The organism is Acinetobacter vivianii (genome assembly GCF_014635885.1).
GTDB classification, from domain to species: domain Bacteria; phylum Pseudomonadota; class Gammaproteobacteria; order Pseudomonadales; family Moraxellaceae; genus Acinetobacter; species Acinetobacter vivianii.
In genome coordinates, this window is record NZ_BMDR01000005.1 from 294,659 (window position 1) to 316,983 (window position 22,325).

The 22,325-nt window shown below is 41.4% G+C and carries 18 protein-coding genes; 8 read left to right on the forward strand and 10 right to left on the reverse strand.

The window, feature by feature from the left end; genetic code table 11:
• The first annotated feature begins 2 nt into the window (after window positions 1-2).
• The 3 genes from miaA (at window position 3) to IEV36_RS12420 (ending at window position 2,494) form a co-directional block, all read left to right on the forward strand.
• Window positions 3-947, forward strand: a complete 945-nt coding sequence (gene miaA, locus IEV36_RS12410; protein ID WP_005256887.1) for a tRNA (adenosine(37)-N6)-dimethylallyltransferase MiaA — start codon at window positions 3-5, stop codon at window positions 945-947.
• 92 nt (window positions 948-1,039) lie between these two features.
• Window positions 1,040-1,555, forward strand: coding sequence for an RNA chaperone Hfq (hfq, locus tag IEV36_RS12415; protein WP_005256888.1), 516 nt, complete (start codon window positions 1,040-1,042; stop codon window positions 1,553-1,555).
• An 81-nt stretch (window positions 1,556-1,636) separates the two neighbouring features.
• Window positions 1,637-2,494 carry an EamA family transporter gene (locus IEV36_RS12420; RefSeq protein ID WP_004771611.1) on the forward strand — a complete coding sequence of 286 codons (858 nt, stop codon included), beginning with the start codon at window positions 1,637-1,639 and terminating at the stop codon, window positions 2,492-2,494.
• A 34-nt stretch (window positions 2,495-2,528) separates the two neighbouring features.
• On the opposite strand, the gene nfsB is transcribed toward IEV36_RS12420, so the two are convergent.
• The 3 genes from nfsB to IEV36_RS12435 form a co-directional block, all read right to left on the reverse strand.
• A complete protein-coding gene (nfsB, locus tag IEV36_RS12425) occupies window positions 2,529-3,182 on the reverse strand; it encodes an oxygen-insensitive NAD(P)H nitroreductase (RefSeq protein WP_005256889.1) in 654 nt (217 codons plus the stop codon).
• Window positions 3,183-3,427: 245 nt separating this feature from the next.
• Window positions 3,428-4,144 (reverse strand): UDP-2,3-diacylglucosamine diphosphatase, encoded by a 717-nt coding sequence (locus tag IEV36_RS12430; RefSeq protein ID WP_005256890.1) that lies wholly within the window; start codon window positions 4,142-4,144, stop codon window positions 3,428-3,430.
• A 21-nt stretch (window positions 4,145-4,165) separates the two neighbouring features.
• Window positions 4,166-4,675, reverse strand: a complete 510-nt coding sequence (locus IEV36_RS12435; protein ID WP_004771615.1) for a peptidylprolyl isomerase — start codon at window positions 4,673-4,675, stop codon at window positions 4,166-4,168.
• Window positions 4,676-4,843: 168 nt separating this feature from the next.
• On the opposite strand from IEV36_RS12435, the gene IEV36_RS12440 reads away from it, so the two are divergent.
• The gene (locus tag IEV36_RS12440; protein WP_005256896.1) at window positions 4,844-6,571 is read left to right on the forward strand and encodes a glutamine--tRNA ligase/YqeY domain fusion protein; all 1,728 of its coding nucleotides are present in this window, start codon (window positions 4,844-4,846) and stop codon (window positions 6,569-6,571) included.
• Window positions 6,572-7,046: 475 nt separating this feature from the next.
• On the opposite strand, the gene IEV36_RS12445 is transcribed toward IEV36_RS12440, so the two are convergent.
• From IEV36_RS12445 to exaC, 6 genes are all read right to left on the reverse strand, one after another.
• The gene (locus IEV36_RS12445) at window positions 7,047-7,760 is read right to left on the reverse strand and encodes a glutamine amidotransferase (RefSeq protein ID WP_005256897.1); all 714 of its coding nucleotides are present in this window, start codon (window positions 7,758-7,760) and stop codon (window positions 7,047-7,049) included.
• 118 nt (window positions 7,761-7,878) lie between these two features.
• Window positions 7,879-8,691, reverse strand: coding sequence for an ethanolamine ammonia-lyase subunit EutC (eutC, locus tag IEV36_RS12450; RefSeq protein WP_005256906.1), 813 nt, complete (start codon window positions 8,689-8,691; stop codon window positions 7,879-7,881).
• Between the two features lie 10 nt (window positions 8,692-8,701).
• Complete coding sequence (locus tag IEV36_RS12455) at window positions 8,702-10,087, reverse strand: ethanolamine ammonia-lyase subunit EutB (protein ID WP_005256908.1); 1,386 nt, start codon at window positions 10,085-10,087, stop codon at window positions 8,702-8,704.
• A 23-nt stretch (window positions 10,088-10,110) separates the two neighbouring features.
• Entirely contained in the window at window positions 10,111-11,541 is a 1,431-nt protein-coding gene (gene eat, locus IEV36_RS12460) for an ethanolamine permease (protein WP_005256911.1), read from the reverse strand.
• A gap of 117 nt (window positions 11,542-11,658) precedes the next feature.
• A complete protein-coding gene (locus IEV36_RS12465; protein ID WP_005256913.1) occupies window positions 11,659-12,993 on the reverse strand; it encodes an HAD family hydrolase in 1,335 nt (444 codons plus the stop codon).
• Window positions 12,994-13,201: 208 nt separating this feature from the next.
• Window positions 13,202-14,713 (reverse strand): acetaldehyde dehydrogenase ExaC, encoded by a 1,512-nt coding sequence (exaC, locus tag IEV36_RS12470; RefSeq protein ID WP_005256915.1) that lies wholly within the window; start codon window positions 14,711-14,713, stop codon window positions 13,202-13,204.
• Window positions 14,714-14,835: 122 nt separating this feature from the next.
• On the opposite strand from exaC, the gene IEV36_RS12475 reads away from it, so the two are divergent.
• A complete protein-coding gene (locus IEV36_RS12475; RefSeq protein ID WP_005256917.1) occupies window positions 14,836-16,014 on the forward strand; it encodes a sigma-54-dependent transcriptional regulator family protein in 1,179 nt (392 codons plus the stop codon).
• Window positions 16,015-16,034: 20 nt separating this feature from the next.
• On the opposite strand, the gene IEV36_RS12480 is transcribed toward IEV36_RS12475, so the two are convergent.
• Window positions 16,035-17,000, reverse strand: a complete 966-nt coding sequence (locus IEV36_RS12480) for an alpha/beta hydrolase (protein WP_005256919.1) — start codon at window positions 16,998-17,000, stop codon at window positions 16,035-16,037.
• Between the two features lie 195 nt (window positions 17,001-17,195).
• On the opposite strand from IEV36_RS12480, the gene IEV36_RS12485 reads away from it, so the two are divergent.
• From IEV36_RS12485 to IEV36_RS12495, 3 genes are all read left to right on the forward strand, one after another.
• Window positions 17,196-18,908, forward strand: coding sequence for a DEAD/DEAH box helicase (locus IEV36_RS12485; protein WP_032864017.1), 1,713 nt, complete (start codon window positions 17,196-17,198; stop codon window positions 18,906-18,908).
• A gap of 12 nt (window positions 18,909-18,920) precedes the next feature.
• A complete protein-coding gene (locus tag IEV36_RS12490; protein WP_005256921.1) occupies window positions 18,921-19,283 on the forward strand; it encodes a 5-carboxymethyl-2-hydroxymuconate Delta-isomerase in 363 nt (120 codons plus the stop codon).
• Window positions 19,284-19,512: 229 nt separating this feature from the next.
• Window positions 19,513-22,317, forward strand: a complete 2,805-nt coding sequence (locus IEV36_RS12495) for a type VI secretion system Vgr family protein (RefSeq protein ID WP_005256923.1) — start codon at window positions 19,513-19,515, stop codon at window positions 22,315-22,317.
• Window positions 22,318-22,325 lie beyond the last annotated feature (8 nt).

Sequence of the window (22,325 nt, forward strand, 5' to 3'; positions counted from 1 at the left end):
ACATGTCAAATCAATTGCCCGTCATCAATTTAATGGGGCCTACCGCAAGTGGTAAAACTGCATTGGCATGTGAACTTTACGAGCGTGGTAATTGTGAACTGATTTCTGTGGACTCGGCTTTAGTTTATAAAGATATGGATATTGGAACCGCCAAGCCGACCAAACAAGAGCAGGAACAGTATCCGCACCATTTAATTGATATTATTACGCCATTAGAAGTGTATTCAGCGGCGCAATTTGTAGAAGATGTCTGCCCACTCATTGATGATATGCATGTACGCGGTAAAACTCCGATTTTGGTGGGGGGAACCATGCTGTACTTTAAGTCTCTGTTAGAAGGACTGGCTGATAATTTACCTAATGCAGATCAAAGTATTCGGGATGCCATCAATTTAGAAGCAGAACAAGAAGGTTGGCAGGCGGTTTATGACGAATTGGTCGCAGTGGATCCAATTGCTGGGCAGAAATTCAAAGTGTCAGACAAACAGCGAATTATTCGGGCATTGGAAGTTTATCGGATTACGGGTGAGCCAATAACAAAATTACAAGCTGAACAACCTAAAAATCAACCATATCGTTACACATTTCATAACTACGCCTTAATACCAGATCGGTTAGAATTACATCAACGTATTGAGCAAAGATTGCGCAATATGTGGGATATGGGTTTTTTGAATGAAGTAGAGGAACTGATTGAAAAATACGATTTAAATGATGATTTGCCATCTATGCGGTCTGTCGGTTATCGTCAAGCTTTAGAATTTTTATTAAAAAGTGACTTGAGTCTCGAAAATAAAGTAGAAATGGAGAACAAAGCGCTATTTGCTACAAGGCAATTAGCAAAACGTCAATACACTTGGTTACGTTCTTTGCAAGAAATACACGATTTTAAAACTTACGTGACGATAAAGCAGGCGAAAGAAGACTTGCGAAACTTCTTTGGATAAAGCAAAATTCGCAAGCTGTCTTTTTAATAATTTTTAGTTGAAAAATAAAGATAGTTTTTTTGCGCTGATTTAAAAATTTTTTGGAGTTAAAAATGTCTAAAGGTCAAACTTTACAAGATCCGTTCTTAAATTCTCTCCGTAAAGAACGTATTCCAGTTTCTATTTTCCTTGTAAACGGTATCAAATTGCAGGGACACATTGAGTCATTTGACCAATATGTCGTTTTATTGAAGAATACAGTAAGCCAAATGGTTTACAAACACGCGATTTCTACAGTTGTTCCTGCGCGTAACCCACGTCCAGCTGGTGCTCAAGGCGCTGCAGGTGGCTTCCCAGCTCAAGGCGCTACTGGCGGCTTCGGTGGTCAAGGTTCTACTGGTGGCTTCGGTGGTCAAGGTGGCTTCGGTGGTCAAGGTGGCTTCGGCGGTCAAGGCGGCTTCGGTGGCGGTCAAAGCGGCTTCGGTGGTCAAGGTGGCTTCGGCGGTCAAGGCGGCTTCGGTGGTCAAGGCGGCTTCGGTGGTCAAGGCGGCTTCGGTGGCGGTCATCAAGGTGGCTTCGATGGCGAAACTAAATTTGAAGATGGTCAAGAAGACGAAAATAATCGTTAATTGATCGATGATCTTTAAGAAAATGCCAGTCTTTTAATCGACTGGCATTTTTTTGTGTTTTAAAAAGCTAGAATAAATATTATGGAAATGATTGTTGCTGCGGCATGTTGTAGTGTTCTCGTCTCGATTGTATTGAAGTATCTGAAAGCAAAGGGATTTGATGTTTTTCAAATGATTGCATGGAATTATTTGAGTGCAAGCATTTTATGTTTTTACTGGTTTAAGACCGATATTACCCACATTTCTTTCAATCACACGCCTTGGTGGTTGATTTTAATTCTTGCCATTTTATTGCCGAGTATTTTTCTGTGTCTAGCAAAATCATTACAGTTCGCCGGGATTCTTAAAACTGAAATTGCACAGCGCCTAGCAGTGATTTTGTCCTTGCTGGCGGCTTATTTTATTTTTGGGGAACAGTTCAGCCAGATCAAATTACTGGGTGTGGGGTTAGGAATCATCGCAATTTTAGCGATTATTATTGGACAGGCAACCGAGAAAGCCAGTAAAGGATTAAACTTAAAGTCCGCCTTATTTTTATTCAGTGTCTGGGCGGGTTATGCTGCAATTGATGTTCTGCTTAAATATAGCAGTAGTTTGGGATTACAATCCGCTGTTACGCTCAATCTCGCTTTTATAGGTGCTTTTATACTTTCAATTGCTTATATCGCGATTACACAACCGAATTGGCAACCTAAAAATATTTTTACGGGTTTAGTACTCGGCGTACTGAATTTCGCCAATATCGCTTTATATGTAAAAGCACATATGATGTTTAAGGAAACGCCTGCCATCGTTTTTGCTGGTATGAATATTCTTGTGGTGGTACTCGGTGTGTTGAGCGGTGTGATTTTCTTTAAAGAGCGTTTACAGGCTTATACGTGGATTGGTTTGGTCAGTGGTATTGTTGCGGTACTTTGTCTGGCAAAAGCCATGATGTAAAAAGGGAGTAACCAATACTCCCTTTTTTGAATGCTTATAAACGAGTGAAAATCACGTCGTCAGGTAGGCGTGATTTAGGCAGTTTGGCATTAAAATCATTTTTACTGCGATATCCTAAGGCCACGATGACAGAGGCTTTTAGACCTTTTTCAGTTAATCCAAATTCCTGATTGATGATGTTACGGTCAAAGCCTTCCATCGGTGTTGCGTCAATTCCTTCCAGACCAGCAGCAAAAAGTAATTGTCCTAATGCCAGATAGGTCTGATTTTCCATCCATGCTGAAAGATTTTTGAGTTCATTACGATAAAACTCGACATAGCCTTCGCGTGTGGCGCGTTGTCCCTGTTTTGCAGTTTCATCTTTAAAACGACCACTGAGATCATCTTGTTGTAATAACTGTTCTAAATACTCAGCCGAGATATCAGTACGCGTACAAAAGATTAAAGTATGCGAAGAGTGAAGCACTTTAGCTGCGTTATATACATAGTTGCCAGTCAAGCCTGATGCAATACGTTGTTTGGATTCATCTGTTTCGGCAATCAAAAAATGCCATGGCTGGATATTCACAGAAGAAGGACTGAAACGTAAAATTTCTAAAAGCTTTTCAAATTGTTCTTTTGGAATTTTTTTCTCTGCATCATAAGCTTTGGTTGCATAACGTGTTTTTGCTGTAGCTAAGGTATCCATCCGTCATTCACTCAATTAAAAATTTAATTTATTTTACTTGATCTAACTGCCGCTGAAAGTAGCTAAATGTGATTTCTATATAGATTTAAGTCGTATGTGCTTGAGCTAAGTAAAACGGCTAAAGCGCTGATGCAGTGCAAGGAATTAATCGACAGAAGGTTGAGTGAAGAATAAGCTAAATAATTTAAGCTTTGGAAAAAGGATGGGGATACTGAAGGGATATTAAGGGAATTCAGCTAATTTATTCAATAGCTCCACTGTTTAAAATCTAATTGATAATTTTCTTGCTCATTCAGCTCTAATACCCATGCAGAATCTTCGCGCCAGTCGCCTAATACAATACGCTGCTTATTTTGCAGCTGATGGATTTCAGGTCGATGAGTATGACCATGAATTAAATAATCAACGTGTTCAATCACGGAGTCTACTGCTTGAGCATTCACATCCATGATGTCATAGCTTTTCAGTTGTTTGGTTGCACTACTTTTTTTACGGAAACCATTGGCAAGTTTTTGTCTAAAACTGAGCGGCGTTCGTTTTATTAACCCCAATAGCACAGGATTACGAATCACTTTGCGGAAACGTTGGTAAGCCACATCATCGGTACATAAGGCATCGCCATGTTCCAGTCGAAATTTCTTTTGACCAATTTCAATAGCAAAAACATCGGGTAGTAGAGTACCGTTGAATTGATCTAAAAACTTTTGACCTAAGGCAAAATCACGATTACCCACTTGGAAATAAATCTGATTCCCTGCGGCAGAAAAGGATTGTAGGGCCGTGATAATTTCATCTAGCCAAGGTGCTGTATAATCATCACCAATCCAGGCATTAAACCAGTCACCTAAAATATAGAGCTGGGTATTTTTATTCTTGTATTCATCTAATAAAGCCAAAAACCCTCGAACGAGTCGAGGGTGATCAGGTGACAAGTGTAAATCTGAAATAAACAGATAAGTCACAAAGAATCCTGCTGGATAAAATTATTCAGAAATAATTTTAGCAGATTCAATCACAACATTCTCTAAAGGAACGTCTGCGTGGTAACCACGGTTACCTGTACGAACGCCTTTAATTGCATTTACAACGTCAAGACCTTCAACAACTTTACCAAATACTGCATAACCCCAGCCTTGAGCTGTTTTACCAGTATGGTTTAAGAAAGAGTTGTTTTTAACGTTAATGAAGAATTGAGCAGAAGCAGAGTGCGGAGCTTGAGTACGCGCCATTGCAATTGTGCCTTCATCGTTGCTTAAGCCATTGTCAGCTTCGTTTTCGATTGAGTCACGAGTTGCTTTCTCTTTGAAGTTTTCGTCCATGCCACCGCCCTGGATCATAAAACCATCAATCACACGGTGGAAAATTACGCCGTCATAGAAACCGTCACGTACATATTCTAAGAAATTTGCAACCGTTTTTGGTGCTTTTTCAGCGTTAAGCTCAAGAACAATACGACCTTTGTTGGTGTTTAATTCGACTTGAGGAAAACTCATTACATTAATCTCCTAAACATGGGCAAATTGACCATGGGTTTTTGGTTGAGAGAAGCATAAGCAAACTGTAAACTACAAGGCAAGTAAAAAACGTTAAAATCTTTCAGAAAAAGTAAAGATTGCGTTTTTATTTCCTATTTTTTAACTGTAAGAAGTGATTTACACCCTATGAAGCCAAATGATGTTGTTTCAGAACTGCCAAAGACCCCGACGCCGAATACTCAAGCCTCTGTCGATGCTGCGCAGCAAGAACAACAGGCAGGCTTAGATTTTGTTCGTCAAGTTATTACCGATGATTTAAAAGAAGGTCGTACCCAAAAAGTTGTCACACGTTTCCCACCAGAGCCAAATGGTTACTTGCATATTGGTCATGTTAAAGCGATTTGTTTGAACTTTGGTATTGCCGAAGAATTCGATGGTTTATGTAATTTACGTTTTGACGATACCAACCCGGATGCTGAAGAACAAGAATATGTTGATGGTATTGCCAACGACGTAAAATGGTTAGGCTTTAACTGGAATGGCGAGCCGCGTTATGCATCAGGTTATTTTGATCAACTTTATGCATGGGCAGTTCAGTTGATTGAACAAGGTGATGCGTATGTTGATTTGCAAACCCCAGAAGAAATTAAGCTGAATCGTGGTAATTTCGTTGAACCTGGTAAAAACTCTCCATACCGTGATGCAACGGTTGCCGAGAACCTAGCGCGCTTTGAACAAATGCGTAATGGTGAAATTCAGGAAGGCGGTGCTGTTCTACGTGCCAAAATTGATATGGCTAGTCCAAATGTCCATATGCGTGATCCGATTCTTTATCGTGTATTGCATTCAGAGCATCACCAAACTGGTGATAAATGGAAAATGTACCCAATGTATGACTATGCTCATCCATTGTCAGACGCAATCGAAGGCATTACCCATTCACTCTGTACTTTAGAATTCCAAGACCACCGTCCATTCTATGACTGGATTGTAGAGAAAGTTCACTCGCAAGCAGTACCGCGTCAGTACGAGTCTTCACGTTTAAATGTCGACTATACGATTACCTCTAAACGTAAATTGCGTAAATTGGTTGAAGGCAACTATGTACAGGGGTGGGATGATCCACGTATGCCAACCGTAGTCGGTATGCGTCGACGTGGTTTTACACCTGAAGGTTTACGCGATTTCTGTAAGCGTGTTGGCGTTTCAAAGACCGATGGTATTGTCGATGTGGCTATGCTTGAGTTCTGTATTCGTCAGTCTTTGGAAAATGCAGCGGCACGTGGCATGGCGGTATTAAATCCACTTAAAGTCACGCTTACCAACTTACCTGAAGAGTTAGATTTGACCCACGCACGTCATCCAAACGTTGATATGGGCGAGCGTATTATTCCTTTAACGCGTGAGCTTTATATTGATCGTAAAGATTTCGAAGAAGTGCCACCTAAAGGCTTTAAACGTCTGATTCCTGATGGTGAAGTGCGTTTACGCCATGCCTATGTCATCAAATGCGATGAAGTGATTAAAGATGCCAATGGTGAAGTGATTGAGCTTAAATGTTCAATTGATCCTGAAACTTTAGGTAAGAACCCTGAAGGGCGTAAAGTGAAAGGGGTGGTACATTGGGTATCGGCGAGCAAGGGCGTACCTGCGGAAGTTCGTATCTATGATCGTTTATTTAATGAAGCTGCGCCTGATGCAGATGATGATTTCCTTGCACATCTGAATCCAGAATCATTAAAAATCGTTCAAGCGGTGATTGAGCCTGCTTTGGCACAAGCAAAACCTGAAGATCGTTTCCAGTTTGAACGTGAAGGTTATTTTGTTGCGGATCAGCATGATCATCAAGCGGAAAAACCTGTGTTTAACCGTATCCTTGATCTGAAAGACAGCTTTAAAGCAGATAAGAAGTAAGACGAAAAGGGCCTAATATAAATTAGGCCCTTTTTCTTTAAATAAAAATACAATTAGAAAAATCATAGACTATGATTCTCTTATGATGGAATTTTCATATTTTCCAGTTAAAGAGGATTGATTTGATAGAAATAGATTAAGAGAACCATCAGTACAAGAGCAGACAGAACTAAATACGTATTCAGCGTATGAAAACTTTTGATAAATTTTAAAATAACCATTTTTCTCAATCACAAAAATATTATTAATCACTTTGCAATGTGCTGCACATTCTTTGAACAGTAGAATGAATTAGATTTTCTTTCAATATTTCAGTGATTGGATGACAGTATTTGTCCTAAAGCGTATTCCTTTTCTACCTAAAGTGTATTTCTTTATGCGTTCTCATTCATGTTGTCTTATTTTTAGGCGTAGAAAGAAGTGCTTTAAATCATTAAAGCACTGGAAATGAGGATTTCTTTTAAGTCTTTGAAAATTATTCTTGCTCTAAATGCGCAAGGAAATGCTGGATGACTTTTGCAGTCTGATCTTCCAGTTGCGTTGCATAAGCTAAATTATCTGCTCTTAACTGCGGAATCGACAGCCCTGCATGACGTATTTCACAGGTATGACCAATTAACCATTTCTCAAAGCTTTGTTCAGTGATTTCAAGATGGAACTGTAAGGCAAGAATATTGTTTCCTATAGAAAAGGCCTGATTTGGGTAAATGGCTGAACTAGCAAGTAAAGTGGCATTGCTTGGCAGATCAAAAGTATCGCCGTGCCAGTGTAAAACCTCTACATTTTCGAGGGCTGCTAATGGATTATTTTCAACTGCTTTAATCTCTAACTGACTCCAGCCAATTTCCTTTTGGTGTCCTGCATAGACTTTTGCACCTAATGCATGCGCAATCAATTGCGCACCTAAGCAAATGCCGATGGTTGGTTTATTGGCTTTGAGGCGTTGTTTAAGTCCAGCAATTTCATCTACGAGAAATGGATAATCCTCAGTTTCATATACGCCAATAGGCCCACCTAATATCACTGTGAGTCCTTCATAATTCAGGGCGGGACTCAGATCATCGACACCAGCTTCAAAATAACGTACGCGAAAACCGAGCTGATAAAAGACATCTTCTAAAGACCCTAGATCTTCAAAAGCAAGATGCTGAATAACATTGACTGTTTTCATAAAAGTGGACTTTGTCATTATCGCGTATCCATGATTGATATAGGAAAATACTGCATCTTAAAGCATTTATACAGTCAATGTCTTAATCCTGACCTAAGTTGAATAAAGAAGAGCACGTTATTGTTTAAAAATCATTTTAAAATAGTAGCTTACGGTTTTGAGACTCTTCTAATATAGGGATGACATGCTCGTCTTTGAGGTCGACACCAGAACGACCCAATTGCTTGGAATTATGCATTAACGCCATTAAGCGTTGGGTTGCGATAGGAATACTTAAACCTGCAGGACGAATATTTGAAATACAGTTACGTTGTGAGTCCAGACAATCACTATGGGCTTCCCATGTGTAATAAAGTCCCATACTGTCAGGAGAACTCAGTCCAGGACGTTCTCCGATCAGCATAATGAGCATGCGTGCTTTAAAAATTTCAGCAATTTTATCTCCCAAGGCAACCCGACTACCTGTAGCGATTGCAATAGGTGCTACAGACCATTGTTGCTCTGCAAAGGGCTGAATAAGTGCCTGAATAAAGGGGAGAGCATTTTCTTCAATGGCGCGGGCCGATAGACCATCGCCAATCACGATACAGACATCATAGTGCTGTTGATCTGTTTTAATTTTCTGAAGTTGTTCAACAGAGTGGCTACAGAGTAGACGACCTAAATCAGGCCGCTTTAAATAAAGCTCTTTATGCTCAGCCTGACTTTTTACATGGATTGGATTTAACCCAAGTTGTTGTAGCTGCTCAGCCAGCAATTCGACATTTAAAGACTGAAAAACTGCATCTTTTGCTTGAGCATGGCTCAATTGAAAATCGAGCAATGCACGAGTCGGAATACTGCATCCTGCACGTCCAATCGCAATGCGGGCATCAGTAAACTGTTTTAGCGTTTCCCACTGATCTTGATGAGACTGAGCAGGATATTGAATATCTTTAGAAAGTTTCATTTGGCCTTCCTTAGTGCATAAACAGTTTGGAAAATTGGGCGGGCACTTGCTCTGCCCAATGAATATGATGCTGCTGTTGTCGCAGGATCCCTTGTTGTTCTAACCAGTGTGAAAATTCAGGTGCAGGTTTTAGTCCAAGTAGTTGACGCAGATAAAGCGCATCATGAAAAGAGGTGGTTTGATAATTCAACATCACATCATCTGAACCTGGAATTCCCATAATAAAATTAATGCCTGCTGTTCCAAATAAGGTTAACAGCACATCCATATCATTTTGATCAGCATCGGCATGATTGGTATAGCAAATATCACAACCCATCGGAACGCCGAGTAGTTTTCCACAGAAATGATCTTCTAAGCCTGCACGAATAATCTGTTTGCCATCGTAAAGATATTCGGGACCAATAAAGCCGACGACCGTATTCACCAGTAAAGGATTATATTTACGTGCAACGGCGTAAGCACGTGTCTCGATAGTCTGTTGATCAACACCATGATGTGCATTGCTAGACAGAGCACTGCCTTGACCCGTTTCAAAGTACATCACGTTATTTCCAATGCTGCCTCGATTTAAAGCCAACGTGGCTTCATAGCCTTCTTGCAACATGGCTAGAGAAATACCAAAGCCCTCATTGGCTTTCTGTGTACCGGCAATGGATTGAAACATCAGGTCAATCGGGACATTTCTTTCTGCCAGTTGGATACCTGAACTGATGTGAGTCAGGACGCAAGACTGGGTAGGAATTTGATATTCCTGAATAACATGATCGATGAGTTTGAGCAGTTCAGATAAGTTATGCAGGTTGTCTGTTGCTGGATTAATACCGATGACAGCATCACCATTGCCATACATTAATCCATCCAGAATACTGGCAGAAATACCGAGTACATCATCTGTTGGATGATTGGGTTGCAGGCGGGTGGATAAATGACCTTTTAAACCAATGGTATTGCGAAACTGGGTAATCACTTCACATTTACTGGCAACATAAATCAAATCCTGATTGCGCATGATTTTACTGACAGCAGCGACCATTTCAGGCGTTAAACCAGCAGCAAGCTGTTGCAGTTTTTCTGTCGTTGCATCTTCACTTAAGAGCCAGTTCCTGAAATCACCTACAGTAAAATGTGCAACAGGTGCAAAGAGATCTGACTGGTGTTCATCCATAATCAGTCGGGTAATCTCATCCGTTTCATAGTCCACGACTGTTTCATTTAAAAAATTCTTGAGTGGTACTTCCGCAAGTGTCATTTGTGCAGCGACGCGTTCAGTGGCATCTTGTGCTGCAACACCCGCCAACTGATCACCAGAGCGTAAAGGGGTGGCTTTAGCCATTAAGGTTTTCAAGTCGGCAAAATTGTATTGTTGTTGAGCCACGATTTGACGATAGCGCATTAGATTCTCCTTAATCTGATGATTTATTTCTGTTCATCGGCTTTAAGATGAGCAAATTCTTCCTCTGGGGTGCCTTGTATCAAATGATGGCGACTGTAAAATATGAAATAGCCAATAAAGAGCGCATAGATTGATGCGGCTATGCACCAGACTTTAGGGTTGACTAGAAAGCCAGCAATCACAGCGATTGCAGCAAGTATCAAAGCAATGCTTGAAGTGAAAATGCCACCAGGCGTTTTATAAGGACGATGCATAAGTGGGCGGGATAGACGTAATTTGATATGTGAAAGCATCATCAATACATAGGAAATGGTGGCTCCAAATACAGCAATTAAAATCAGTAAATCACCTTCCTTAGTTAAAGACAGTAAGAAACCGATAATGCCTGGAATAATAATGGCCAAATAAGGGGCTTTATTCTGATTGGTGAGTGAGAGTGAAGTTGGCAAATAACCAGCACGGGATAAGGCAAAGATCTGTCTTGAATAGGCATAGATAATCGAGAAGAAGCTGGCGACCAGTCCTGCAAGTCCCACAAAGTTTACAAAGTTGGCGAGCCACGTACCTTGACCGTAAACTTTTACTAAGGCATCGACCAGTGGTGCGCCAGAATGTTGCAATGAACTTGCACCAGCAGCTCCTGCACCCAAGAATAAAATCAGCATGGCAAAGGCTGTTAAAATCAACATGGAACCGATCAATCCGCGAGGTAGTGACTTGGCTGGATCTTTGGCCTCTTCGGCAGCAAGAGGGACACCCTCAACAGCCAGAAAAAACCAGATTGCGTAGGGAACAGCAGCCCAAATTCCGAGATACCCGTGCGGTAGAAAAGCACTGGCGCCCCGTTGTTGACCCGCGGGAATATCAAACAGGTTCTGTAGACTAAAATGCGGGAACATGGCAACAATAAAAACAGCCAGTGCAATGGCTGCAACCAGTGTAATACCAAAGATAATTTTAAGTGCTTCTCCAGCACCCTTAAGATGAATACCCATAAAAATGAGATAGCATCCCAAATAGACCTGCCAGCCACCGATACCAAATAGTGACTCACAATAAGCACCAATAAAGGTGGCGATTGCAGCAGGAGCAATTGCATATTCGATCAAAATTGCCGTACCTGTTAAATAGCCACCCAAAGGGCCAAATGCCGTACGGGCAAAACTATAGCCGCCACCAGCTGTTGGCAACATCGTCGCCATTTCCGACATGGAAAGGCATAAACATAAATACATAAAGGCGACAATCGTGGTCGCGACAAACATACCGCCCCAGCCACCTTGAGCGATACCGAAATTCCAGCCCGCAAAATCGCCAGAAATTACATAGGCCACACCCAGCCCGATCAGCAGTAACCAGCCAACTGCACCTTGCTTGAGCTGTCTTTGGGCAAAATAATCCTCAGAAGAGGTTGAGGATGCTGACAATGCAGAAATGGGTTCTTGATTGTTCATACAAAGCTCCATGTATTCGTTTAATCAGCAAGATGCAAAAGCAATGCCGATTTGCACACCCTGTGCCAAAATTTATAATTAACCTTTTATTAATCAAATGTTTAGTTAAATAAAAAGTTATTTGTCCGCAAGTAATTTTGGGGTGGACTGACCATATTTCAGACTTTTATTGCTACTTAAGAACAGCCCTGTATTAGCATCGCGTCCTTGCAGAAGATATTTATTGTTATTTTGACCATAAGATTGCACGGCTAAACGGGAAAATTGCCCAATATCTGTTTCAGTATTTCTTAACCGATTAATAATGAGTACTTTTTGTGTATCCTCAAAATCTTGCATCATGTTTTGGTCACCTTCGCTGTCTCCAGCAATGAATAGAGGGCCGTAGCCATAGTGGTGAACTAAAGACTGCTGAATTGTGAGCGTTTTACCTTTTCCCTGAGTCTGGAAATAGCCATGACGAAATTCTGGTCTAATTTTTCCATAACCATCTCGTTCTAATTGCATGGCATAAATATGATCTTCTGGAATATTGAAACCGACCAGAGGATTGGAAGCGATTTCTTTTACCACATCAATAAATGAGGCTGAACAGACATAAACCTGAATACCATTTTGTTGTAACACATGAAATAGATTTTGCATTTCTTTATAAGGCCTTAGCCCATTTTCCCATGTTACTGATACAACGCCAGCCTGTCCTGCGAGTTGTTTAGGGGACGTCCAAGTGACTGGGCCAATAGGCTGCTTCTGCTGCCAAAGAAATGTTTCCAGAGCCATCTGCCTAACTTCGGTTTCCTTAAATCCAGTAAAGAGGTAGGTTACCCAAGGATAGGCAACATCATGATCAAAGGTGTCGCTAATGGCAGCATAGAGGTAGCGCATTTTTGTGATAAAGTTCTGGTAATGGCGGGATTGCTTTACTTTTTCTAAAGGTAATTGACCTCCAAGCCCTTGATAATTTAGGTAAAGCCAGCGATAGCTTTGGATAATGTCGGCTGAAATTTTTTCGATATTTACTGGTTGATCTTGTTGATTGTTATATTCTGGAACGAAATTACTTGTCTTAATATCCTTGCCAATAATCTGTTGTAGCTGTTCTGGCGTTACTTTGAATCGCAAATTTTCAAGCTGATAAATAAGCGTGGCTTCCTCTATATCTAGAAAGATTGCAGTATTGTCAAAGTCTGAGACGATATAGGGAGGATGTTGGGCATCATAATGTGGACTTTGTTTACCATAGCGTTGGATCAGCTGATTAATTTGCTCCCGATTAAAAACATCCCAGTTTTGCTCCGCAAGCAGTGGCAGAGCCAGACTTGTGCGTGTTGGAGTCGTTTCAGCAGGCAAGCTGCAGCCAGTAAAACTGATCAGTGCTGTACAAAGGAGCACCTGTATCAGCGGTTTAAAACTTAGCATTGTGCTCTTTTTCATGTTAAACCCATCTTCCATTGATTAGGTATTGGTCTTTTTTTAAATGCTCTGTTTTTTAAAAAGCCAGTTTTTGCGATTTAGCTAATTTGTCAAGGCAAGACAGTATGCAGTCAACCTGTAAGCCAGTTGAAAAGTGATGTGTTTTGCGATCCTCAACAGACTTGGGAGAACCAGCATGAACGTACTAACAGCGACCTCATGCTGATTGCATTGACTACCAGAAAGCCTAGAAAAAGCCCATTGCTTTGGTTGAATAACTCACCAAAAGGTTTTTCGTTTGTTGATAATGATCAAGCATCATTCTGTGATTTTCTCGACCTACACCTGACTTTTTATAGCCGCCAAAAGCAGCATGGGCAGGATAAATGTGGTAGCAGTTTGTCCAGACGCGACCAGCTTCAATTGCACGGCCAGCACGATAGGCTGTATGGGTGGAGCGTGACCAGACACCAGCGCCTAAACCATACATGGTGTCATTGGCGATCTGAATGGCTTCATCGAAATCCTTAAATGTCGTTACAGAGAGGACCGGGCCAAAGATTTCTTCCTGAAAGACCTGCATATTGTTATGGCCTTTAAAAATCGTTGGTTCGATGTAATAACCATTACCAACTTCTTTACGGTCATGACCACCTAGCAGTACTTCGGCACCTTCTTGTCGACCTGTATCAATACAACGTAAGATTTTTTGCTGCTGTTCCAATGACGCTTGAGCGCCCACCATTGTTTCTGTATCAAGTGGATGTCCAAGTTTAATGCGTTTCACCCGTTCGATGGCTTTTTCCATAAATCGATCAGCAATACTTTCCTGTATCAGCGCACGGGACGGGCAGGTACACACTTCGCCCTGATTTAGGGCAAACATGGCAAAACCTTCAAGGGTTTTATCCAGAAAATCGTCATCCTGATCCATCACATCAGCAAAGAACAGATTTGGTGATTTCCCACCGAGTTCCAAGGTGACTGGAATGATATTCTCAGTCGCATAACGCATGATCAGTTGCCCCACCTGTGTAGAACCTGTAAAAGCAATTTTGGCAATACGTGGATTGGTTGCCAGTGGCTGGCCCACCTCGGCGCCGTAGCCATTCACAATATTCAATACGCCAGCTGGTAATAGATCCTGAATGAGTTCTGCAACCAGTAATATGCCAACAGGCGTTTGCTCGGCAGGTTTGATCACTACACAGTTACCAGCCGCTAAAGCAGGAGCCAACTTCCATGCGGCCATGAGAATAGGGAAATTCCAGGGAATGATTTGCCCAACAACGCCTAGTGGCTCATGGAAATGGTAGGCAATGGTATCTTCGTCAATTTCAGAAATTCCACCTTCTTGAGCACGGATACAGCCAGCAAAATAACGGAAATGATCAATGGCTAAGGGGATATCTGCTGCAAGTGTTTCACGGACTGGTTTGCCATTGTCCCACGTTTCAGCAACAGCCAGCATTTCCAGATTGGCTTCCATGCGGTCTGCAATTTTCAGTAACAGATTTGAGCGGGTGGTTGGAGATGATTTATTCCATTCTTTTTTTGCTTTATGAGCAGCATCAAGTGCTAGTTCAATATCTTCTGCACTTGAGCGTGGAATGCGAGTAAAGCTTTTGCCATCGACAGGGGAAATATTGTCAAAGTACACTCCTTTGACTGGTGCCACCCATTGCCCACCAATAAAGTTTTCATATTGGGCTTTAAAGTGTATTTTGGAATCAGGTTGGTTAGGATCGATATAGCGCATAAACATATTCCTTTATGTGTGTAATTTTGAATAAAGTACCAAGTACGTTATTGAACAGAGCTTAAATAACCCTAGGTTGGGAAAAGGTTGGAATCGCCTGTGAATGAACAAGGAAATTACAAATGTTCACAAAAAAAGAGCTAATCCAGCAACGGATGCTGGTCGAGCAATGTCGTACACAAAGTGTTTTAAATCCGCAACATGCAGAGAAACTTGGACAAAGCATTGCAAGCTCTTGGGAGCGTTCAACCCAAGCCAATATTCCGAAAGAGCGCGATGCTGCACCTTTACAAGACCAAAGTGCTGAAAGTAAAAGTTCATTAATGCAGGCATTGGAATATTGCAAAGAAGATCTGAAGCATATTGCAGAACAATCGTCGATGGTGCTGGCAGTTGGTGATGCGGGAAGTACCATTATCTGGACGGCATCCAGTGCGCAAATGCGCAATGCTGCTGAACGAGTGCATTTTGTTGCAGGTGGGCAGTGGCAGGAAGAACTGGTTGGAACCAATGCACTGGCATTGTCTTTGAAAACACGTCAATCCAGTTGTGTGTTTTCTAATGAGCATTACATGGCTTCCGTACATGACTGGGTTTGTTATGCAGCCCCAGTGATTGATCCTCATTCCAAGCAGATTTTAGGTGTAGTGGATTTATCAACGACTTGGAAAAATCATAATAGTCTAGGTCTGCTGGCTGTTGAACGTTGTGCCTCAATTATTCAAATGGCTATACAGGAGTTACAACAGCAATCGCTTTATTTACGTACTTTTTCTGCTCCTCAAGCCACATTGAATGGTAAAAATCTGATGCTGACCCCGAGGCAGATTGAAATTATGACGATTTTAGCGTTATGTCCCCAAGGCATGAGCCTCGATCACCTGCATCAAGCCCTATATGGCGAGCGCAAAGTCAGTATTGGAACTTTAAAGGCTGAGATGTCCCATCTGAGAGAGCGATTAGGGAATGCCTTAGGTTCACGACCTTATCAGTTGAAAATTCCAGTTGAAGCGGATTTTCTGCAACTGGAGCAGGCACTGGATGCGGGATATTTAAATACCGCTTTACAATGTTATACAGGCATTTTTCTAGCGAAAACCGAGAGTCCATTTTTGTGTACATGGCGTGACTGCATCGAATCGCGGTTGAGTCATGCTATTTTTCAGGCGCAGGAAAGTGATATTTTATTAAAGCATCTGGCATATAGCCCTGAAGCAATTGATGCTGTGGAGAGGTTGATGGAATTATTACCTATAGATCATCCCGCCAAGCAGATGCTCAAACGCTATCAAGACGGTTGAGCATTGAAAGGTCATGGTGATTATTTAAGTTTTTCTGCCAGCCAGTCAAAAAGTCCTTGATAAACTTTTTCCCGTACGGGTGGGGCTGAAAGCACAAGGTCATGTAAACCATTGTGAATTGCTAGCGTTTGTACATCACCTTTCATTTTTTTAGCATTATGAGTCATATCTTTTACATCCAAAATGACATCACTTTGCTGTGCATCAATACCCCATTTTCTTGGATTGTTGGATTGATGTGAGTGCATGATCAAGGTGGGAACACTTAAGGTCACACCTTGATGAATTTCTTTTTGTGCTTCATGAATTGCCGTCACAAAACTTAAATTCACAAATGGCATGGTTTTTGGTTTCCAGTCTAAATTGAAATCCCATTCCCCATAGAAATCCTTATGTAAGCTTGGGGTATACCATTGATTGAGACCACTTGGGAACTTCGCTTTTGGTAGTCGTTTACCAACTTCACTGAGCAAGGGAATGCCGAGTTTTTTCTCGATGGTACTTTTGTAGAAATCATAAAAAGGACTATTGGCCCAAACTGCTTTAATTAAACGGTGATCTGGATAATGTGCAGCATACAGTGTTGCAATCAAACCGCCCGTCGAATGTCCAGCCAGTACAACCTGTTGATGATTTTCTTGTCCAATAATTTCTAGCGCTTTGCTGATTTCGGCATCGTATTCGCGTAAATCAAGCACGTAGTATAATTTCTGATGGGACAGTCTGGAACGCCCATATTTTCTTAGGTCGAGCGCATAAAAGTCATAACCATGCTGGTTAAATTGTTCTGCCATTTCTTTTTGGAAGAAATAATCTGCAAAACCATGAATGTATAAAACTGCTTTTTTTGTGGTTTGAGCGGCCTTCTTTCGTACCAAAGTGGCTACAACTTTTCCATCATAATCGTCAGCGAAATTTAAGGTTAGTTGCTGATAATCTTCACCTAGTATATCTGGCTGATAAGTATAAAGATTTGAAGTAGTCATTTTTATAGATCAAGTCTGAATTCATTAATAAATACCTTAAATGAAAACATCTGGATGTCAATGTAAATATACGATCGCACCAGTTGAATCACTGATCGTCATTTGATGTTAGAGAGCAGATTGGTACTGGATTGCATTTTTATTTTTGCCAAAAAATCGTTAAGCTATGTGCTGTTGTTTTTGACTGAAGAAATTATGAAACAAGAGACTGCACTGAAGTTACTTAAAGCTGGGGAAAATGTTTTTTTGACGGGTTCAGCTGGTGCAGGAAAAACCTATACGCTTAATCAGTACATTCATTATTTAAAAGCACGCAAAGTTCCCGTTGCAATTACGGCATCGACCGGTATTGCGGCGACGCATATGAATGGGATGACAATTCATACTTGGGCAGGTATCGGCATTAAAGACAGCTTGAGTGATGATGACCTCAAGCGTATGAAAGAGCGTAAATATTTAAAAGAGCATTTGGAAAATGCCCAAGTCCTGATTATTGATGAGATTTCCATGTTGCATGCCAAGCAACTAAATCTGGTGAATCAGGTTTTAAAATACTTTAAAGAAAGTGATGAAGCTTTTGGTGGCATTCAGGTCATCGTGGCAGGGGATTTTTTCCAGTTACCGCCTGTGGGCAGAAAAGATGAAAATAATCGTGATAAATTTTGTTTTATGTCAGATGCTTGGGTGGAAGCCAAATTCCGCGTTTGCTATTTGACTGAACAACATCGTCAGGATGATGAGATTCTCAACCAGATCCTAAATGCGATTCGGGCGCAAAGTATTCAGGACAATCATATCTCGGCATTACACCAGTCACGTCAGCATGATATTGGTGAAACATTTACCCGTTTGTACACACATAATATGGATGTAGATAATATTAATTATCAGCATCTCAATGAAATTGACAATGAAAGCCATCAATTTAATGCAGTGTTAGATGGTAATGAAAAGTTAATTGAAACCCTGAAATCTTCAGTCCGTGCGCCAGAAGAGTTGACCCTGAAAAAACATGCCAAAGTGATGTTTGTAAAAAATAATTTTGATATGGGTTATATCAATGGCAGCTTGGGCGAAGTTATTGGCTTTGAAGAAGATGATAAGCAAGGCATTTTACCTAAAGTAAAACTGACCGATGGCACCACTTTTCTGGTTGAGCCAGAAACATGGTCAATCGAAAATGAAGCAGGTAAGGTGATTGCCAGTTATCAGCAGATTCCTTTACGTTTGGCTTGGGCCATTACTATTCATAAAAGCCAGGGCATGACGCTGGAAGCAGCAGAAATCAATTTAAGCCATACCTTTGAGAAAGGTCAGGGCTATGTTGCTTTATCCCGATTAAAGTCACTGACGGGACTGAAATTACTGGGCTTTAATGAGCAGGCCTTAGAACTGGATAGCTTGGCTATTAAAGCAGATCGCCGTTTTCAGGAGTTATCAACCGAAGCGGAAACCAACTTTGAAAATATCGATCTCACTACCCAGCACAATGCCTTTATTCGTCATTGCGGTGGTACGCTTAACGCGACTGAAATTGCCCGCAATGAGAAGAAAATTGCCAAAGGCAGCAAACAGAATTACGCTGCTGCGACTTTAGATGAAACTCGTGCTTTATTCGAAGACGGTTATGAAATTGAAGATATTGCGCATGAGCGAGGTTTAACACCAGCTACGATTATCAACCATCTGGCACGACTGCATAAGGAACAGGGACTGGATATTTCGGTGGCTAATCCTGGTGAGGAAGTGGTTGAAGAAGTGCGCAAGATTTATAAGCGTTTGCATAAACGTAAGAATCCAGAACATTTTACCGATGATGGTTCAATCAAATTACGTCCCATCGTGGAAGCCACCAGTCCGCGTATGGCCTACGATCAAGTCCGTTTAGCGTTGTTATTTATTGAATAGGAAAAATAAAAAATGCCTCATCTCGTTGCCAATTATTCAGCTAATCTCACTGAACTTGATCAGCAAACATTACTCAGCAGCGTCAATTCGGCATTGATTGAAACAGATCTGTTTAGTCCGAATGATGTGAAGTCTCGTATTTTTAAAGATGACGCTTTTCTGATTGGTATGGGCGAATCTCAAGATGCTTATATTCATCTAAAGCTATATTTGCTGAGCGGTAGAACCGAGGTGCAAAAGCAGAATTTAGGCAAGGTCTTATTGGCAATACTTGAACAAAAAGCCTATCTGCCAGTAGAAAATCAATTGCCGCTACAACTTTGTGTCGAAGTGATTGATATGCCAAGTGAGTATTATTTTAAGGCAAGCGTTTAATTTTATCTGAATCAACTTCACTTGATGAGAGAGATGAAGTTGATTCGATTTTGAATAAAAAGTATTCCTTATTTGGTGATAATGAGCTCGCCGTGAGCTATGTTTTTATTTTTGTAGATGATTTTTCCTACAAGAAGAAAAGCCTGTGGGCGCGTAACATTAAAAATATAGACAAGTATGTATGCTGTTTATAAAATGCGCCAAATTTTATTAAATAATCTATAAAAAGATGCTGAATAATATCTTTCAAGCTTTAGAGAGTTTAGGGCTGAGCGCGCAAAAACGTGCGATCCATGCTCAGTTCTCCAACTCATCTTTAAATGATCAAGTATTCTTACAATATGTAGAAGGCACTCATCAGCTTAATCAGGGCATTGACCTTCAACTGGTCTGTCTTTCGACCAGTGCTGTCATTCCATTAAAAAGCTTTATTGGCAGTCAGGTTGCGATTGATATTGTAACCGACAGAGCTGAACTGAACCGTATCTCAGGCATCGTGACCCAAGCCGATGTTGGTGCAAGCGATGGTTCGCTCACCCTTTATAAACTTCGTGTCCAAGATCCAACTGCACTATGGAAGCATCGACGCAATAGCCGTGTTTTTATGGCAAAATCAGTCGTTGAAGTGATCCAGACCATTTTTAAGGAATGGCAGTCAAAAAGTCCATTATTTGCAGCGAGTTTGACATTGGATATCAGTGGACTCTGCAAAGACTATGATGTCCGTCCTTTTATCATGCAGAGCAATGAAAGCGATGATGACTTTGTTACCCGTTTGATGCGGAGTGAAGGGATCAACTGGCTGATTGATGAAGCCAAGTTAAAAGTTGCTAGCTCAAGTGAGCAGATTGAAGCACAGAAACTCAGATTAATTGATGACAACACTCAATATAACGCTTTAGATCGCCGTAATATTCGTTTTCATCGCAGTAGCGCCACGGAAACTCAGGATAGTATCACTGCATTAGTCGCACAGCGTTCACTGCAACCCAATGCGGTACATGTACAACGTTGGCAAGCCGATGCTTTGGAACAGGAAGAAGGCGCTGGTAGCGTTCAGAGCAAGCATCATCATAGTGACCAACATGATAACCAACAGCTCGCATTGGAACAGGCATGGCACTTTTCACCCGCGTGGATTCAAGACCTGAATGGTGAAGATGGCACGACCAAAGCGGGCAATGCCCAGATCGAAAAACTGAATCAGAATCTGGGACAATACTACGATGCTCAAGCCAAGCAGTTTGTTGCAAGTTCTTCAGTTCGGGATACGCAGGTAGGTTACTGGTTCGAGTTGAATGAGCATCCTGAAATTGATCAGCATCAGGGTGCAGATAAAGAGTTTTTAATTACCTCAAAAAGCTTTTATAACCAGAACAATTTGCCTAAGGACTTGACGGATCAGGTTCAAACTTTGCTTCAACATAGTCAGTGGCATTTAAAAGGCTTAAGTGCTGAGCAGTCGGATGAGCGCCAAGCGAACCAATTGACGCTACAACGCCGTAATATTGCATTGGTGCCAGAATATAATCCGTTGCAACATCGACCAGCGGCACATCCACAACGTGCTAAAGTGGTCGGGCCGAGTGGTGATGAAATCCATGTTGATGAATGGGGACGGATTAAAGTCAGATTCCTGTTCACGAGAGCAGATGATCATAGCCATGATGGGGGTGCAGGCGCCAACAATAACGATACCGATTCTGCTTGGGTCGATGTGCTGACGCCGTGGGCGGGTGAAGGTTATGGCGCACGCTTTTTACCGCGTATCGGTGAAATAGTGGTGATTGACTTCTTTGATGGCAATATTGATCGTCCTTATGTCGTCGGACGGATTCATGAGGCGCAACGTAGTCCGACCAAGTTTGACAATGCTGGCAAGCTACCTGATACCAAAAAACTCGCAGGGATCAAATCCCAAGAATACCAAGGCGAAGGCTTTAACCAGCTGCGCTTTGATGACACCACAGGGCAGATCAGTGCACAGTTACAAAGTAGTCATGCTGTCAGCCAACTGAACCTTGGTAAACTCAGCCATCCAAAAGATAAAGCTGAAAGTGAAGATCGTGGAGAAGGCTTTGAACTGCGTACTGATCAATGGGGAGCAGTGCGTGCGGGTCAAGGTCTGTTGCTGAGTACGCAGAAACAGGATCAGGCGCAAGGCGAGCATTTAGATGCACAGCCTGCCAAACAGCAGCTTGAGGGCAATCAAAGTAATGCCAAAGCATTAAGTGAAGTTGCCAAGAATCAGCAAACTGATGAGATTGAATCAGTTGAACAATTAAAAGAATTTGCAGAACAGATCGAAGAAAAAATTGCTAGATTTAATAAAGCCTTATTGCTACTGAGCTCACCTGCAGGAATTGGTCTGAGTACCAATGAAGATATTCATATTTCTGCGGATGGACAAATTAATCAGCTCGCGGGCGATAGTATTAATCTCAGCACACAAAAAAACCTGATTACGCATGCGCAAAACCGAATCAGTCTGTTTGCGGCACAGAATGGGATCAAGCAGGTTGCAGCGAAAGGAAAATTCGAAGCGCATGCACAGTCGGATGGTATGGATTTACTTGCCAAGCAAGGGATTCAAATTATCTCGACCGAAGAGCGCATTGAGATTACTAGTCCAAAAGAGATTGTGATTACTGCGGGAGGCTCTCAAATTAAGCTGAATGGCTCAGGAATTTTTCCTGTGACAGGCGGTAAATTTGAGGTGAAGGCAGGGCAGCATTTGTTTATGGGCGGGGCACAAGCAAATGTACAATTACCAGCTTTGCCTGAATTTGATAATAAAAACTGGATTGCTTTAGAGCTATTGGATACGTTAGGTGAGCCATATACTGATATTAACTATAAAATTCATTTTGAAAATAATCAGATCATTGAAGGTAAGCTTGACTCGGAAGGTAAGGCTCATCATGACAATGTTCCTCAAAAGGCGATTAAAGTGGAATACGAATTTGATCCAAGTGATGACCCTTGGCCAGACTTTGATGAATTGTTCCAAGCAGTAGAAAGAAATATTAAGTAGAGAAAAAA

Coding starts and splice junctions, on each gene's coding strand:
- eat (WP_005256911.1), bottom strand. CDS start 11,541: ATGAACAATCAAGAACCCATTTCTGCATTGTCAGCATCCTCAACCTCT.
- IEV36_RS12455 (WP_005256908.1), bottom strand. CDS start 10,087: ATGCGCTATCGTCAAATCGTGGCTCAACAACAATACAATTTTGCCGAC.
- miaA (WP_005256887.1), top strand. CDS start 3: ATGTCAAATCAATTGCCCGTCATCAATTTAATGGGGCCTACCGCAAGT.
- IEV36_RS12480 (WP_005256919.1), bottom strand. CDS start 17,000: ATGACTACTTCAAATCTTTATACTTATCAGCCAGATATACTAGGTGAA.
- exaC (WP_005256915.1), bottom strand. CDS start 14,713: ATGCGCTATATCGATCCTAACCAACCTGATTCCAAAATACACTTTAAA.
- IEV36_RS12495 (WP_005256923.1), top strand. CDS start 19,513: ATGCTGAATAATATCTTTCAAGCTTTAGAGAGTTTAGGGCTGAGCGCG.
- hfq (WP_005256888.1), top strand. CDS start 1,040: ATGTCTAAAGGTCAAACTTTACAAGATCCGTTCTTAAATTCTCTCCGT.
- nfsB (WP_005256889.1), bottom strand. CDS start 3,182: ATGGATACCTTAGCTACAGCAAAAACACGTTATGCAACCAAAGCTTAT.
- IEV36_RS12490 (WP_005256921.1), top strand. CDS start 18,921: ATGCCTCATCTCGTTGCCAATTATTCAGCTAATCTCACTGAACTTGAT.
- IEV36_RS12435 (WP_004771615.1), bottom strand. CDS start 4,675: ATGAGTTTTCCTCAAGTCGAATTAAACACCAACAAAGGTCGTATTGTT.
- eutC (WP_005256906.1), bottom strand. CDS start 8,691: ATGAAACTTTCTAAAGATATTCAATATCCTGCTCAGTCTCATCAAGAT.
- IEV36_RS12485 (WP_032864017.1), top strand. CDS start 17,196: ATGAAACAAGAGACTGCACTGAAGTTACTTAAAGCTGGGGAAAATGTT.
- IEV36_RS12420 (WP_004771611.1), top strand. CDS start 1,637: ATGGAAATGATTGTTGCTGCGGCATGTTGTAGTGTTCTCGTCTCGATT.
- IEV36_RS12445 (WP_005256897.1), bottom strand. CDS start 7,760: ATGACAAAGTCCACTTTTATGAAAACAGTCAATGTTATTCAGCATCTT.
- IEV36_RS12465 (WP_005256913.1), bottom strand. CDS start 12,993: ATGGAAGATGGGTTTAACATGAAAAAGAGCACAATGCTAAGTTTTAAA.
- IEV36_RS12440 (WP_005256896.1), top strand. CDS start 4,844: ATGAAGCCAAATGATGTTGTTTCAGAACTGCCAAAGACCCCGACGCCG.
- IEV36_RS12475 (WP_005256917.1), top strand. CDS start 14,836: ATGTTCACAAAAAAAGAGCTAATCCAGCAACGGATGCTGGTCGAGCAA.